The sequence below is a fragment of the Lysobacter sp. Soil_C_59 genome, from assembly GCF_057656415.1.
In genome coordinates, this window is record NZ_JBDGKK010000003.1 from 249,554 (window position 1) to 263,361 (window position 13,808).

Genomic DNA, 13,808 nt, shown 5'->3' on the forward strand with positions numbered 1-13,808 from the left:
GTTGCTCGCTCCGGATCAGTAGACGCGCTTCTTCGGCGGGACCACGGACACGTCGTCACTCAACGTGTACATGTGCACCGGGCGATAGTCGATGGCGGTTTCGCCGCTTTCAGTGACCGAGCACAGGGTGTGCTTCTGCCAGTGGGCGTCGTCGCGGTCCGGGAAGTCCTCGCGGGCGTGGGCGCCGCGCGACTCGGTGCGGTTCTCGGCGGAAACAATCGTCACCAGCGCCTGGTCGAGCAGGTTCGACAGCTCGTAGGTCTCGATCAGGTCCGAGTTCCAGATCAGCGAACGGTCGGCCACCTTGACGTCGCCGAAGGACGCGTGGATCTCGCGCATCTTGCGCACGCCGTCGGCCAGTGTCTCGCCGGTGCGGAACACCGCAGCGTCGGCCTGCATCGTGCGCTGCATCTTGTCGCGGATGACCGCCGTCGGCGTGCCACCGTTGGCGTTGCGCAGCTTGTCCAGGCGGGCCAGGGCCGAATCGCAGGCATCGCCGGCGAGGCGCGCCTGCTTGCCGTCGACCTTGACCGTCTCGGCGGCGCGGTTGGCGACGGCGCGACCGAACACGACCAGGTCGAGCAGCGAGTTCGAGCCCAGGCGGTTGGCGCCATGGACCGACACGCAGGCCGCTTCGCCAATCGCGTACAGGCCCGGGACGACTTCGTCCGGGTTGCCGTTGCGCAGCTGCACCACTTCGCCGTGGTAGTTGGTCGGGATGCCGCCCATGTTGTAGTGCACGGTCGGGATCACCGGGATCGGCTGCTTCTCAACGTCGACGTTGGCGAAGATGCGCGCCGACTCGGCGATGCCCGGCAGCTTTTCGTGGATCACTTCCGGGCCGAGGTGGGTCAGGTCGAGCAGGATGTGGTCCTTGAACTCGCCGACGCCGCGGCCTTCGCGGATTTCCATCGTCATCGCGCGACTGACCATGTCGCGCGGGGCGAGGTCCTTCACGCTCGGTGCGTAGCGCTCCATGAAGCGCTCGCCGTTGCTGTTGCGCAGGATGCCGCCTTCGCCGCGGACGCCCTCGGTGATCAGGCAGCCGGCGCCGTAGATGCCGGTCGGGTGGAACTGCACGAACTCCATGTCCTGCAGCGACAAGCCCGCGCGCAGCGCCATGCCGCCGCCGTCGCCGGTGCAGGTATGGGCCGAGGTCGCCGAGAAGTAGGCGCGGCCGTAGCCGCCGGTGGCCAGCACCGTGCCCTGCGCCTTGAACAGGTGCAGCGTGCCTTCGGCCATGTCCAGCGCAAGCACGCCGCGGCAGGCGCCGTTGGCGTCCATGATCAGGTCGAGCGCGAAGTACTCGATGAAGAACTGCGCGTCATGCGCCAGCGACTGCTGGTACAGCGTGTGCAGGATGGCGTGGCCGGTGCGGTCGGCGGCGGCGCAGGTGCGCTGCGCCGGCGGGCCTTCGCCGTAACGGGTGGTCATGCCGCCGAACGGGCGCTGGTAGATCTTGCCGTCGTCGGTGCGCGAGAACGGAACGCCGTAGTGCTCCAGCTCGATGATCGCCGGGATGGCTTCCTTGCACATGTACTCGATCGCGTCCTGGTCGCCCAGCCAGTCCGAGCCCTTGACGGTATCGAAGAAGTGGTAGCGCCAGTCGTCCTCGCCCATGTTGGCCAGCGCCGCGGCGACGCCGCCCTGGGCGGCCACGGTGTGCGAACGGGTCGGGAAGACCTTGGTGATGCAGGCGGTCTTCAGGCCCTTCTGGGCCAGGCCGAAGGTGGCGCGCAGACCGGCGCCACCGGCGCCGACGACGACCATGTCGAAGGTGTGTTCATGGATCTTGTAAGCGGCGGCCATGTATCAGGCTCCCAGCGCGATGCGGATGACGGCGAGCACGCTGGCCAATGCCGCGAGAACGCAAACGAAAACGACCGCGAGCTGCGATGCCATCGCAAGGCCCGGGGTATGGACGTAATCCTCGATGATCACCTGCATGCCGAGCTTGGCGTGCCAGAACGAGGCGATCAGGAACGCCGACAGCAGCACCGCGTTGCACGGGTGGCCGACGGTGGCGCGGACGCTGGCGTAATCGCCACCGATCAGCGACAGGATCAGGCCGATGACGTAGATCGACAGGAACACCAGCGCGATGGCGGTCACGCGCTGGACGACGAAATGATGGGTACCGTCCTTGGCCGAGCCCAGGCCGCGCGCGGTCTTGAGCGGGTTGCGCAGGCGGTTGTTGTTGGTGCTCATGCGCCACCCCGCTGGGCCATCATCGCCAGCAGCCAGATGATCACCGTCAGCACCAGGCTGCCGAAGACCGAGATCCAGCTGCTGCGCACGAACGCTTCGATGCGGTAGCCGTAACCGGCGTCCTGCACCAGGTGACGGATGCCGTTGAGCAGGTGGTAAGCCAGCGACCAGCTCCAGCCGAACAGGACCAGGAAGCCCAGCGGCGACCGCGCGCAGGCGGTGAAGGTGCTCCAGGATTCGGGACCGGCAGCCATTGCCACCAGCGCCCACACAACGAGCAGGCTGCCCAGGGTCAGGACGATGCCTGTGCCACGGTGCAGGATCGAGGTCACCATCTGCACCTGCCAGCTGTAAATCTGCATGTGCGGTGACAGGGGGCGTTCGCGGACGCGTGGATCGTTAGCCATGGGCTATGGCGTTCTCTGAGCTGGGCGGCAGGAGCCGCGTGGCGGGGAAGCGTGGTGACGCGTCAGAAATCGATGCAGCGGCCGTTCTTTTCCCAGTCGCCGTAGCGGGTCGGTTCGGGGCCTTCGCGCCCGCCGTGCTCCTTTGGCCTGTTGGGATCCGTCAATGGCGCGGGCTGCGGAGTCGAATCTGCCTCGGGCGCTTCAACGGGTGGGGTTTGGCCTATCATCACGGCGCTGAATGTTAATTCCCGCCCCCCATGCATGACAACCCGCAGGCCGCCGCCGGCCTCGCCTTCGCCCTGCCCGACCATCGCCTGATCGCGCTCAGCGGGCGTGATGCGGTCGCTTTTGCGCAGGCACAGTTCATGAACGACGTCGGCCTGCTGGAGCCGCGCAGCTGGCAGTGGAATGGCTGGCTGACGCCCAAGGGGCGCGTGGTGGCGCTGTTCGCTTTGCTGAAACTGTCCGATGAGGCGCTCTGGCTGCTCCTGCCCGATGCCGATCCCGGCGAGCTGGCCGCCGCACTGCAGCGCTTCGTGTTTCGCAGCAAAGTCAAGATCGAACTTCGCCAGGATCTGCACGTCAGTGGTTCCTTTACGGCACCGGCGATGGCACAAGGCTCCGCTCTTGCCGGTGATGACGGGGTCGAGGCGGTCGAAATGGACCTGGGCGGCGATGGCCGGCCGCGCAGCCTGCGCATTTCTGGCGGTGCCACTGGCACGGCCGATGCCTTGGCGCTGGCGCGGTGGCAGGCGTACGACCTCGAGCACGGCCTGCCGCGCCTGCCCGCCTCCCAGGCTGGCCACTGGACGCCGCAGCAGCTGTCCCTGGAACGCCTGCAGGCCTTCAGCGTGAAGAAGGGCTGCTATCCGGGCCAGGAGATCGTCGCGCGTACGCATTTCCTTGGTCAGGCCAAGCGTGGGTTGGCGCTTTTCGAAGCCAAAGCGACGCTTGTTGCCGGAACCGATGTGATGGCTGGCGCCCTGGCACTGGGCAAGCTGGTTTCGGCTGTCGATGCCGGCGACCGGCATGTCGCGCTGGCGGTGCTGCCGCTGGAACGAGAGCCTCAGGAAACAAGCGCGGGCGATGTCGCCGTGCGCGAACTGCCGCTGCGCGGCGGACTCGGGCGCTGACCCCACACTCGTCGTCCCGGCGAACGCCGGGACCCAGGCCCACAACACATCAGACTCGTCACCGTTATCCCGGCTTTCGCCGGGATGACGGAACTGAAATGCCGGGATGGCGGCTAGGTCGCGCGCCGCTGCTCGCGCCAATGCTCGTGCCACGCCTGGAACATCAGCACGTTCCACAGGTGCGTGTGCCACTTGCGTTCGCCGTCGAGGAACTTGCGCCAGATGCCGTGCACGGCAGCGGCATCGAAGTAGCCTTCTTCGCGCAGGCGCTGCTCGTCCAGCAGCGCCGAGGCCCATTCGCGCAGGTCGCCGCGCAGCCAGTCACTGACCGGCGCACCGAACCCGCGCTTGCCGCGGTCGACCATCTCGTCGGGCAGATAGCGCCGCAGCACCTGCTTGAGCAGGTACTTGTTGCCCTTGGGGTGGCGCTTGAACGCCAGCGGCAACGACCAGGCGAACTCGGCCACGTGCCAGTCCAGCAGCGGCGCCCGCGCCTCCAGGCTCACCGCCATGCTGGTGCGGTCGACTTTGCACAGCAGGTCTTCGGGTAGGTAGACGCTGAAGTCGGCCAGCATCATCGCGTCGGCCGCGGTGCCGGCGCCGTGCAGCGGATCTGGCTGGTCGTACAAGGTCGCCGGAAGCTGCGCGCCAGGCACGGCGCAGGTTGGATCGCGCCAGCGGGCGATGCGCTGGCGGTAGACGTCGCCGATGCCGCACGCGCCCATCTCCGCCGCGAGTGCGGCAAAGCCGCCCGTGCGCGAGGACTCGCCATGACCGGTCGCACTGCGCGCCATCGCCTTGCGCAGCGGTGACGGCACGCGCCGCTGCCAGCGCCAGTTGCGCAAGGCGCGCTCGTAGCGCTTGTAACCAAAGAACAGTTCGTCGCCGCCGTCACCCGACAGGGCCACGGTGACCGCGCTGCGCGCCAGGCGCGCCACCAGCGCGGTCGGCACCTGCGAGGCATCAGCAAAGGGTTCATCGAACATCGCCGGCAACGTCGGCACTACTGCCAGCGCATCGCTGCCGGTCACGTACAGCTCGGTGTGCGCCGTATGCAGATGCTCGGCAACCTCGCGCGCGAGGTGCGCCTCGTCATGGTGCGAGCGCTCGAAGCCGATGGTGAAGGTGCGCACCGGATGCCGGCTCTGTGCCTGCATCAGCGCGGTGACGATCGAGGAATCGGTGCCGCCCGACAGGAACACGCCGACTGGAACGTCGGCGACCATGCGCAGGCCGACGGCATCACGCAGCAGCTCGTCGAGGCGGTTCTCCGCTTCGCGCTCGTCACCCTTGAATGGCGCACGCAGCGCCGCTTCCATGCGTTCGCGCGGATCCCAGTATCGGCGCTGGTCGCGCTGCGGGTCGTGCGCGCCTGCCCCACCGGCCACCGCTGCCGCGTCAATGCGCAGCAGCGAGCCGGGCATCAACTTGAAGGTGCCTTCATGGATCGCATGCGGCGCCGGGATGTAGTCCAGGCGCAAAAGCAGGGCCAGCGCATCGCGGCTGACGCCGTTGTCGAAATCCGGGTGGCGCCACAGCGCCTTCAACTCCGAACCGAACACGAACGTGTCGCCGGCCCAACCGTAATACAGCGGCTTCTTGCCGACGCGGTCGCGGGCCAGCCACAGGCAGCGCTCCTGGCGATCCCACAGGGCGATCGCGAACATGCCGTTGCACCGGGAGATCGCGTCTTCCACGCCCCACTCCACCACCGCGGCCAGCAGCACCTCGGTGTCGGAATGGCCGCGGAACGCATGACCGCGCGCGACCAGCACTTCGCGCAGCTCGGCGAAGTTGTAGACCTCGCCGTTGTAGGCAATGACGAAGCGGTGGTCGCTCGACGCCATCGGCTGGTGGCCCAGCGGCGACAGGTCGAGGATGCTCAGGCGGCGATGGGCCAGCGCGATGCCGGTCTCCGCTTCCGTCCAGACACCGCGATCGTCCGGGCCACGATGGACCAGCGCGTCGCCCATCGCGCCGGCGAGCGTGGTCAGCCGCTCAGCACTGGCGTCGGGGGTGGCGCGCAACAGTCCGGCGAGACCGCACATTCAGGCGAGCCGGTCCGCTGCCGCGACGATGTCGTCCTCGCCCGGAATCACCAGGAATGCGGCGCCAGCCAGTGGCGTGTAGGTGTCGACGCCGACGACGCGCTGGAACGGTCGTGCGCCGTAACCACCCTCGGCAATGGCAGTCAGCACGCCCTCGCCCACGCCGGCGCTGTGGCGGCCTTCGTCGACGATCAGCAGGCGCTTGGCGCTGCGTGCCTGCTCGCGGATGAACTCCTCGTTGAGCGGCACGAGCCAGCGCAGGTCGACCACTCGCGCCTTCCAGCCGTGCTTTGCCTCGATGGTCCGCGCCGCGCGGAGGCTCATCGGCACGCCGTTGCCGTAGCTGAAGATCACCAGGTCATCGTTGCCTTCGCCGTAGATGCGGCCCTCGCCGAGCGTCATCGCCTCATCAGGCTTGGGATAGTTCGTCAGCCAGGCGCCGTCGCCGGCCTCGTACAGATCCTTGGTCATGTACAGCGCGATCGGCTCGAGGAACACGCTCACGCGTCCGTCGACCTTGGCCAGCGCCGTCAACGTGCGGAGCATCGTCGCCGCGTCGTCGCCGCGCGACGGGCACCCCACCACCAGGCCCGGGATGTCGCGCAGCGCGGTGATCGAATTGTCGTTGTGGAAGTGGCCGCCGAAGCCGCGCTGGTAGCCCAGGCCGGCGATGCGCACGACCATCGGATTGGCGTACTGGTTGTTGCTGAAGAACTGCAGGCTCGCCGCCTCGCCTCGGATCTGGTCGCAGGCGTTGTGGAAGTACGCCAGGTACTGGATCTCCGGGATCGGCAGCATGCCGACGTTGGCGAAGCCCTGGGCCATGCCCAGGATCATCGTCTCGTCGAGCAGGGTGTTGAACACGCGGCGCGGGCCGAAGGCCTTCTGCAGGCCCTTGGTGACGGTGTAGACGCCGCCCTTCTGCGCCACGTCCTCGCCGAACAGCAGCGTCTCGGGGTACTTGGCGAAGATGTCGTGCAGGGCATTGTTGATCTGGATCGCCAGGTGACGCGGCGGCTGGTTCTCCGGCAGCTTGGCCTCGCTGCCGAACACTTCCAGGCGGCGCGGACCGTAATCAGCGCGTTTGGCTTCGGCGGCGACCTTGGCCGGCGTGTACGGGGCCAGCGGCGCGATTACGTCGGCCAGATTGTCGAGCTTGGGCCGGCGGTCGGCCTCATCGGCGGCCGCGAAGCACTTCTTCCTGGTCTGCTCGTACAGATCCAGCACTTCGTCCTTCGACATCAGGCCCGACTCGAGCGCGATCGCGGCCGAGCGCAGCAATGGGTCGGTGGCCTCGACCGCACACAGTTCCTCGATCGAACGCCATTCGATCTCGAAGTCGGTGCCGGCGTGACCCATGATGCGGGTGGTCTTCAGGTGCAGGAAGGTCGGACGGCGCGTAGTGCGGCAATGCTCGACGGCGCGCTGCACGTCGCCATAACCGGCGGCCAGGTCGAGGCCGTCGGCGGTGAAGTAGTCCAGCCCGTCCATGTTGCGGAAGCGGTTGCCGATCCAGCCACCCGGGGTCTTCACCGAAATGCCGATGCCGTTGTCCTCGCAGACGAACAGCACCGGCGCCGGCAGCTTCTGGTAGGCGGTCCAGGCCGCTGCGTTGAACGCGGTCTGCGCGGTGGCATGGTTGGCCGACGCGTCGCCGAAGGAGCAGATCGTGATGCTGTCGTCCGGAATCGGCAGCGCATGGCCCAGGCGCTTGCCTGCTTCAATGGCCACTGCCGTGCCCAGAGCCTTGGGCAGGTGCGAGGCGATGGTCGAGGTCTGCGGCAGCACCCACAACGGCTTGCTGCCCCAGACCTTGTGGCGTCCACCGCTGGCCGGGTCGTCCTTGCTGGCGGCAAACGAAAGCGCCGAATCCATCACCGGATCCATCCCGGGCAACTTGCGGAAGCGCTCGGCCATGAAGCCGCCGGACCGGTAATGCAGGAACGCCGGATCGGTATGGCGCGTCAGGCGCGCGACCATCGCGTTGCCTTCGTGGCCGCTGGAACCGATCGTGTAGAAGACCTTGTTCTGCACGCGCAGCACGCGCGCCATCAGGTCGAGGTGGCGGCTGACTAGTTGCGACTCGAACAACTCGCGGAAACCTCGCGCATCGAGCGCGCTGCCGTCGAGGATCGCCTCACCCGCGGTCGGACGGGCTTCGGCGCGGCCATTCCAGGCCTTGACGAACTCGCTGAAGTTGACGTCGCAGATCTCGGCCCGGTTCAGGCCTTTCATGCGTGCGGGGATCGGATTGGGCAGTACGGACATTTTTTCAGGTTCTCGGATGTCGTCCTGCGCTATGCGCGGGACCAGGCATGTCTTTGCAGGAAACTTGCTGTGGCGGTCAGTCCGGCAGCGCCAGGCGCGAGGCGACCTCGACCGGCGGCGCCGGCATGGCGACAAAGCCCGGCGTCTTCATCACGCGGGCCAGCCATTCGCGGATCTGCGGATAACGCGAAACGTCGAAGCCGCCTTCATCGGCGACAACGGTGTAGGCGAACAGGGCGATGTCGGCGATGCCGTAGGCATCGCCGCTGAACCACTCGTGGCCGGCGGCAAGGTGCTGTTCCATCACCGCCAGCGCCTGGTGACCGCGCTCGCGCAATTGCTCCAGCGTGGCGCGACGCGGCGAGTCCAGCGTCGTCCAGCCGCGGATGAAGCGGGCGACCGCTATGTACGGTTCATGGCTGTACTGCTCGAAGAACATCCAGCTCAGCACTTGCGCACGCTGCCACGCGTCGCCCGCCCAGAACGGCGTGCCTTCGGCCAGCCAGCACAGGATCGCGTTGGACTCGGTGAGGATGCGGCCATCCTCGAGCTCGATCATCGGCACCTTGCCGTTGGGGTTCTTGCCCAGGTATTCCGGCGTGCGCGTCTCGCCGCAGGTGCTGTCGATATCGACCCATTTGTACTCACGCCCCAGCTGGGTCAGCAGCAACTTCAGCTTGTGGCAATTGCCGGAACACGGATAGCCATAGACGGTGATCATGCGCGCTCCTCGCGTGTGCGTCGGGCGAGCCACTGCTCGCGCGACTGTCCCCAGATTTCGATCTCGTTGGCATCGTATGGGACCGGCAGGCGGCCCATGCGCAGGTAGCGCGAACCGAGCTTGGCAGCAACGGCCCTGGAATTGGCGTTCTGCGGATCGATGGTATGGATCACCTCGGTCCAGCCGAGGTGATCGAAGGCCCAGTCCATCGAGGCGACAGCGGCCTCGGGGGCGAAGCCCTTGCCCCAGTGCCTGCGGACGATGCTCCAGCCGACCTCGGTGCCGGGCCAGCCTTCCGGCTGCCACGGCCCGACGCGCCCCACCCACTCGCCGCTGGCCTTCTCGATCACCGAGAACATGGCAAAGCCCTTGAGGTGCCAGACGCCGATCATCGCGGCGAAGCTGCGCCACGCCATGGGCCGTGCTTCGATGCCACCGATGTGACGTGTCGCCTCCTCGTCGGCGCGGAACGCCGCCCACGCCTCGAAGTCGCCTGCCTGTGGTGGGCGCAGGATCAGGCGCGGGGTTTCGAGTTGGATGTCGAAGACAGACACGTGTGGACCTCTCCGACAGCATCTGAGCCGTCATCCCCGCGAAGGCGGGGACCCAGTGGCTTCGCGCTGCCAATCGAAGGCGCTGGGTTCCCGCCTTCGCGGGAATGACGAGCCTGGGTATCAGAACGCGCTGATGCCGGTCAGTTCGCGTCCGATCACCAGCTGGTGCACGGTTTCGGTGCCCTCATAGGTGATCACCGACTCCAGGTTGAGCGCATGGCGGATTGCCGCGTGCTCGGTGGTGATGCCGGCGCCGCCGAGCAGATCGCGGCACTCGCGCGCGATGTCGATGGCCATGCGGCAGTTGTTCCACTTCGCCAGCGACACCTGTGCCGGCTGCATGGCACCGGCGTCCTTGAGGCGACCGAGCTGCACCACCAGCAATTGCGCCAGGGTGATGCGACGCGCCATCTCGGCCATCTTGATCTGCGCGCTCTGCGTTGCCGCCACCGGGCGATCGAACAGGATGCGTTCCTTGGTGTAGTTCAGCACTTCGTCGAGGCAGGCGATGGCCGCGCCGATCGGACCCCAGGTGATGCCGTAACGGGCCTGCGTGAGGCAACCGAGCGGACCCTTGAGGCCCTTCACGTTCGGCAGGCGGTTGGCGTCGGGCACGCGCACGTTGTCGAAGAACAGCGAGCTGGTCACCGATGCGCGCAGGCTCATCTTGTGCTTGATTTCCTGCGCCGCGAAACCGGGCATGCCCTTCTCGACGACGAAACCCTGGATGCCCTCGTCGGTCTGCGCCCAGACGATCGCGATGTCGGCGACGTTGCCGTTGGTGATCCACATCTTGGAACCGTTGAGGACCCAGTCACCGCCGTCGCGCTTGGCATGGGTCTTCATGTTGGCCGGATCGGAACCACCGTGCGGCTCGGTCAGGCCGAAGCAGCCGATGACCTTGCCCGCGGCCATGTCCGGCAGCCAGCGCATGCGCTGCTCTTCCGAACCGTAGGCGTAGATCGGGTACATGCACAGCGAGGACTGCACGCTGACGAAACTGCGGATGCCGCTGTCGCCGCGCTCGAGTTCCTGGCAGATCAGGCCGTAGCTGACTGCGTTGAGCCCAGCGCAACCGTACTTCTCCGGCAGCGACGAGCCGAGCAGGCCCAGTTCGGCGATCTCACCCACCAGCTCCTTGGGGAAGCGGGCCTGGTCGAACGCATCACCGATGATCGGGATCACGCGCTCGTTGGTGAAACGCGCCACCGTGTCCTGTACGGCGCGCTCCTCTTCAGTGAGCAGGGAGCGGACGTCGTAAAGATCGTACGGGTGCAGGGCCATGGCGCGCTCGACAGTGGAAAGACAGCCATTGTAATGGCCGCCGGCCGCTCGGGTACCCCCTGTGGAGCCTGTACAGCGTTGTTTTTCCAAGGCCTTTACGGGCCCGGGACGCTTCGATTGCCAGCCCCCTACGAACTGACGAAGACCGTGAAGTAACTCGCCGAAGCGTCGTCCTCCGGCCCGGGGGCGGCGATGGCACAAAAGAAAGGGGCCGGATTGCTCCGGCCCCTCGGGTATTGCGTTTGGCTGGAGAGCGATCAGCCCTGGGTCGAACCCGTCGAGGCCGAAGCGGTCTGGGTCACGACCTGGCCGTCGATCACCGGCAGGCGGTTGTTGACCGGACGCTCGTCCATGCGGATGGTCTGCTCGGCGCCGTCGTAACGGTAGGTCACGTCGTAACCGACCACCTTGTCCTCTTCACCCAGCAGGATCTTGTTGCCCGGCTTGCTGTCGGTGCGCATCGAACCGGTGGTGCCGTCCGGATTGCGGTAGGTCACGTTGTAACCGACCACGCGCGAGGACTGCGACGTCGACGACGTGGTGTGGCACTGGCGCTCGGTGCGGCTGGTGACCTTGCCGCCGACGTGGCGCTTGTCGACCGTGTTGCCGATGAAGCCACCGGCGACGGCGCCTGCGGCCGTGGCAGCCTTGCGGCCGTTGCCGCTGCCGATCTGGTTGCCGACCAGGCCACCGATGACGGCGCCAGCAACGGTGCCGCCAACGTTGCCGTCACGCTCCGGAGCGCGCTCCTGCACGACCACGTCCTCGCAGACCTCACGCGGGGTCGAGGTGGTGCTGGTCTCGCGCACGGCGTCGGTGCCGATCACGGTGGCGTAGAGCTTTTCCTTCTCGTTGATCGGCTTGACGTTGAGCACGTCGGCGTATTCGATCTTGCCCGACTGGATCGAGCCGTCAGCCGCCATGTCGCCGTCCTGGCCGATGGCCTGACCGTTGGCATCCACCTGGGCCTGCGCGTTGTCGTTGCCACGGAAGCTGTTGAAGGCCGCGACTGCGACGCCACCGACCAGCAGCGAAGCCAGGGCGACTGCGAGGATGTTCTTGTTCATTTCAGGCCTCTGTTGCGGGATTTGGCCCGCGGGTTGATGGATGGCGCCATTCGAACACTGCGATCCTGAACGGCCGCCGATTTTTTAACATCAAGCTGTCGCGACTGTGAACCTGGTTTGGCCGCGTGTTAGCGTCATTGCGACCGCCGTCATACTGCGAATGCCATGGCCAACCCACTCACCGCCCCCCTGCTGGGCTTCCTCGGCAAGCTGAGCTTCCCGCGCCTGTTCCTGCTGACCGCGGCCCTGTTCGTGGTCGACGTGGTCGTGCCCGACTTCGTGCCGCTGGCCGACGAGCTCCTGCTCGGCCTGGGCACCCTGCTGCTGGCCAGCTGGAAGAAGCGCAAGGACCCGGGCCTGCCGCCCGCGCCCCGCGCTCCCCGCTGAACCCGGGCCACCCTGCCTCCGTGCACCCGCTGGTCGACAGTCACTGCCACCTGGACGCGGCCGAGTTCGATGGCGACCGTGACCAGGTGATCGCGCGCGCCCGCGAGGCCGGCGTCACGCGCCAGGTCGTGCCGGCGGTGGACGCCGCCGGCTGGCCGAAGTTGCGAGACACCTGTCGGCCGGGCAGCGGCCTGCATCCGGCCTATGGGCTGCACCCCATGTACCTGGCGCAGCACCGCGACGAGCACGTGCCGCTGCTGCGCGAGTGGATCGAGCGCGAACGTCCGCTCGCGATCGGCGAGTGCGGCCTGGATTACTTCGTCGAAGGTCTCGACGCGGAATTGCAGATGCACTTCTTCGAAGGCCAGCTGCGGCTGGCGCGCGAGTTCGAGCTGCCGGTCATCGTGCACGCACGCCGCGCCGTCGACGCAGTGATCGGCGCCATCCGGCGCGTTGGCGGACTGCGCGGTGTCGTCCACAGCTATTCGGGCAGCGCAGAGCAGGCACGGCAACTGTGGAACGCCGGCTTCATGCTCGGGCTCGGCGGCCCGGTGACCTACGACCGCGCCAATCGCCTGCGCAAGCTGGCGGCATCGATGCCGATCGGGCACCTGCTACTGGAAACCGATGCGCCCGACCAGCCCGATGCGGGCATCCGCGGGCAGCGCAACGAACCGGCACGGCTGCCGGAAGTGGCACGCGTCATCGCAGGGCTGCGCGGCATCGCGCCTGGGGAACTGGCGCTGGCAACCACTGCGAACGCACACCGACTGTTCGCCCTGCCGCCGTAGGAGCGAGCTTGCTCGCGATCGGGGTCATCAACTGCGGCTGGCCTCGCGAGCAAGCTCGCTCCTACCGCTTCAGCAGCAGCTCCAGCGCGCGACCGACCGCGGCAAATGCAAACGTGCCGGTGATGTGCGTGGCAGCGCCCAGCCCCGCGCCGCAGTCGAGTTTCAGCGCGGCGTCCCCGCTCAATTGCGGCCGCACGCCGCAGACGCTGCCGTCCGGCTGCGGGTACTTGACGTTCTCCAGCGAGTAGATCGCCGAGATGCCGAAGTAGCGATCGGTGTTCTTGGGGAAGTTGAATTCGCTGCGCAGCTTCTTGCGCACCAGCGCCAGCATCGCATCGTGCTCGGTGCGCGACAGGTCGCGCACGCGCACCAGGGTCGCGTCGGTGCGTCCGCCGGCCGAACCGACGACGATCAGTGGCAACTTGCGGCGACGGCACCACGCGGCCATCTCCACCTTGGTGCGGAAGCTGTCGCAGGCATCGATCACCAGGTCGAAACCGCGGTCGAGCATCTCGGTCAGGTTGGACGGCGTGACGAAACTGGCAACCGCCTCCACCGTGATCTGCGGATTGATCGCCCGGCAGCGTTCCGCCATCGATTCAACCTTGGCACGGCCGTACTGGCCGGCCAGCGCCGGAAGCTGGCGGTTGGTATTGGACACGCACAGATCGTCCGCATCGATCAGCGTCAGGTGGCCGATGCCGGTGCGTGCCAGCGCTTCGACCACCCACGAGCCGACGCCGCCCATGCCGACGACGGCAACGCGGCAGGTGGACAGGCGGGCAACGGTTCCGACGCCGTAAAGGCGGTCTACTCCGGCGAAGCGTTCGAGCCAGGCCGGGTCCAGGGGGGTGGTGGTCATTGCGACATTGTAAGGGTCCGCCGGCCGCGGTCGGGCACGGGCCGCGTGATATGGTTCCGCGCAAACTGCAAGGAGAGC

14 protein-coding genes are annotated in these 13,808 nt (G+C 67.2%); 3 read left to right on the forward strand and 11 right to left on the reverse strand.

Annotation, left to right across the window (positions count from 1 at the left end):
- Window positions 1-15: 15 nt before the first annotated feature.
- The 4 genes from sdhA to AC3A3Q_RS07895 all read right to left on the reverse strand — a co-directional run bounded on the left by sdhA (window position 16) and on the right by AC3A3Q_RS07895 (window position 2,926).
- Window positions 16-1,809, reverse strand: coding sequence for a succinate dehydrogenase flavoprotein subunit (gene sdhA, locus AC3A3Q_RS07880; protein WP_487585720.1), 1,794 nt, complete (start codon window positions 1,807-1,809; stop codon window positions 16-18).
- A 3-nt stretch (window positions 1,810-1,812) separates the two neighbouring features.
- On the reverse strand, window positions 1,813-2,208 hold the full coding sequence (gene sdhD, locus AC3A3Q_RS07885; RefSeq protein ID WP_487585721.1) for a succinate dehydrogenase, hydrophobic membrane anchor protein: 396 nt from the start codon (window positions 2,206-2,208) through the stop codon (window positions 1,813-1,815).
- Window positions 2,205-2,615 carry a succinate dehydrogenase, cytochrome b556 subunit gene (gene sdhC, locus AC3A3Q_RS07890; RefSeq protein WP_487585722.1) on the reverse strand — a complete coding sequence of 137 codons (411 nt, stop codon included), beginning with the start codon at window positions 2,613-2,615 and terminating at the stop codon, window positions 2,205-2,207. Before sdhC ends, sdhD begins: the two co-directional genes overlap by 4 nt.
- A gap of 62 nt (window positions 2,616-2,677) precedes the next feature.
- Window positions 2,678-2,926, reverse strand: coding sequence for a DUF1674 domain-containing protein (locus AC3A3Q_RS07895; protein ID WP_487585723.1), 249 nt, complete (start codon window positions 2,924-2,926; stop codon window positions 2,678-2,680).
- Between AC3A3Q_RS07895 and ygfZ the strand changes: the two genes are divergently transcribed.
- On the forward strand, window positions 2,873-3,748 hold the full coding sequence (gene ygfZ, locus AC3A3Q_RS07900) for a CAF17-like 4Fe-4S cluster assembly/insertion protein YgfZ (protein WP_487585724.1): 876 nt from the start codon (window positions 2,873-2,875) through the stop codon (window positions 3,746-3,748). The genes AC3A3Q_RS07895 and ygfZ overlap by 54 nt on opposite strands.
- A 113-nt stretch (window positions 3,749-3,861) precedes the next feature.
- On the opposite strand, the gene asnB is transcribed toward ygfZ, so the two are convergent.
- The 6 genes from asnB to AC3A3Q_RS07930 form a co-directional block, all read right to left on the reverse strand.
- Window positions 3,862-5,796 (reverse strand): asparagine synthase (glutamine-hydrolyzing), encoded by a 1,935-nt coding sequence (gene asnB / locus AC3A3Q_RS07905; RefSeq protein ID WP_487585725.1) that lies wholly within the window; start codon window positions 5,794-5,796, stop codon window positions 3,862-3,864.
- Window positions 5,797-8,064 carry a thiamine pyrophosphate-dependent enzyme gene (locus AC3A3Q_RS07910; RefSeq protein ID WP_487585726.1) on the reverse strand — a complete coding sequence of 756 codons (2,268 nt, stop codon included), beginning with the start codon at window positions 8,062-8,064 and terminating at the stop codon, window positions 5,797-5,799.
- Between the two features lie 76 nt (window positions 8,065-8,140).
- Window positions 8,141-8,785, reverse strand: coding sequence for a glutathione S-transferase family protein (locus AC3A3Q_RS07915; protein ID WP_487585727.1), 645 nt, complete (start codon window positions 8,783-8,785; stop codon window positions 8,141-8,143).
- Window positions 8,782-9,339, reverse strand: a complete 558-nt coding sequence (locus tag AC3A3Q_RS07920) for a GNAT family N-acetyltransferase (RefSeq protein ID WP_487585728.1) — start codon at window positions 9,337-9,339, stop codon at window positions 8,782-8,784. Before AC3A3Q_RS07920 ends, AC3A3Q_RS07915 begins: the two co-directional genes overlap by 4 nt.
- Before the next feature lie 120 nt (window positions 9,340-9,459).
- Window positions 9,460-10,623, reverse strand: a complete 1,164-nt coding sequence (locus tag AC3A3Q_RS07925; RefSeq protein ID WP_487585729.1) for an acyl-CoA dehydrogenase family protein — start codon at window positions 10,621-10,623, stop codon at window positions 9,460-9,462.
- A 257-nt stretch (window positions 10,624-10,880) separates the two neighbouring features.
- Window positions 10,881-11,690, reverse strand: a complete 810-nt coding sequence (locus AC3A3Q_RS07930; RefSeq protein ID WP_200605449.1) for a glycine zipper 2TM domain-containing protein — start codon at window positions 11,688-11,690, stop codon at window positions 10,881-10,883.
- 165 nt (window positions 11,691-11,855) lie between these two features.
- On the opposite strand from AC3A3Q_RS07930, the gene AC3A3Q_RS07935 reads away from it, so the two are divergent.
- Window positions 11,856-12,077 carry a DUF6116 family protein gene (locus tag AC3A3Q_RS07935; protein ID WP_487585730.1) on the forward strand — a complete coding sequence of 74 codons (222 nt, stop codon included), beginning with the start codon at window positions 11,856-11,858 and terminating at the stop codon, window positions 12,075-12,077.
- Between the two features lie 20 nt (window positions 12,078-12,097).
- A complete protein-coding gene (locus AC3A3Q_RS07940; RefSeq protein ID WP_487585731.1) occupies window positions 12,098-12,868 on the forward strand; it encodes a TatD family hydrolase in 771 nt (256 codons plus the stop codon).
- 61 nt (window positions 12,869-12,929) lie between these two features.
- Here the strand turns inward: AC3A3Q_RS07940 and AC3A3Q_RS07945 are convergent, their stop codons facing one another.
- The gene (locus AC3A3Q_RS07945; RefSeq protein WP_487585732.1) at window positions 12,930-13,730 is read right to left on the reverse strand and encodes a tRNA threonylcarbamoyladenosine dehydratase; all 801 of its coding nucleotides are present in this window, start codon (window positions 13,728-13,730) and stop codon (window positions 12,930-12,932) included.
- Between the last annotated feature and the right edge of the window lie 78 nt (window positions 13,731-13,808).

Bases quoted from the DNA above. Each gene is read 5' to 3' on its own strand.
- AC3A3Q_RS07930 (WP_200605449.1), bottom strand. From the start codon at position 11,690: ATGAACAAGAACATCCTCGCAGTCGCCCTGGCTTCGCTGCTGGTCGGT.
- AC3A3Q_RS07915 (WP_487585727.1), bottom strand. From the start codon at position 8,785: ATGATCACCGTCTATGGCTATCCGTGTTCCGGCAATTGCCACAAGCTG.
- AC3A3Q_RS07935 (WP_487585730.1), top strand. From the start codon at position 11,856: ATGGCCAACCCACTCACCGCCCCCCTGCTGGGCTTCCTCGGCAAGCTG.
- AC3A3Q_RS07945 (WP_487585732.1), bottom strand. From the start codon at position 13,730: ATGACCACCACCCCCCTGGACCCGGCCTGGCTCGAACGCTTCGCCGGA.
- AC3A3Q_RS07895 (WP_487585723.1), bottom strand. From the start codon at position 2,926: ATGGTCGGGCAGGGCGAAGGCGAGGCCGGCGGCGGCCTGCGGGTTGTC.
- asnB (WP_487585725.1), bottom strand. From the start codon at position 5,796: ATGTGCGGTCTCGCCGGACTGTTGCGCGCCACCCCCGACGCCAGTGCT.
- ygfZ (WP_487585724.1), top strand. From the start codon at position 2,873: ATGCATGACAACCCGCAGGCCGCCGCCGGCCTCGCCTTCGCCCTGCCC.
- AC3A3Q_RS07925 (WP_487585729.1), bottom strand. From the start codon at position 10,623: ATGGCCCTGCACCCGTACGATCTTTACGACGTCCGCTCCCTGCTCACT.
- sdhD (WP_487585721.1), bottom strand. From the start codon at position 2,208: ATGAGCACCAACAACAACCGCCTGCGCAACCCGCTCAAGACCGCGCGC.
- sdhA (WP_487585720.1), bottom strand. From the start codon at position 1,809: ATGGCCGCCGCTTACAAGATCCATGAACACACCTTCGACATGGTCGTC.
- AC3A3Q_RS07910 (WP_487585726.1), bottom strand. From the start codon at position 8,064: ATGTCCGTACTGCCCAATCCGATCCCCGCACGCATGAAAGGCCTGAAC.
- sdhC (WP_487585722.1), bottom strand. From the start codon at position 2,615: ATGGCTAACGATCCACGCGTCCGCGAACGCCCCCTGTCACCGCACATG.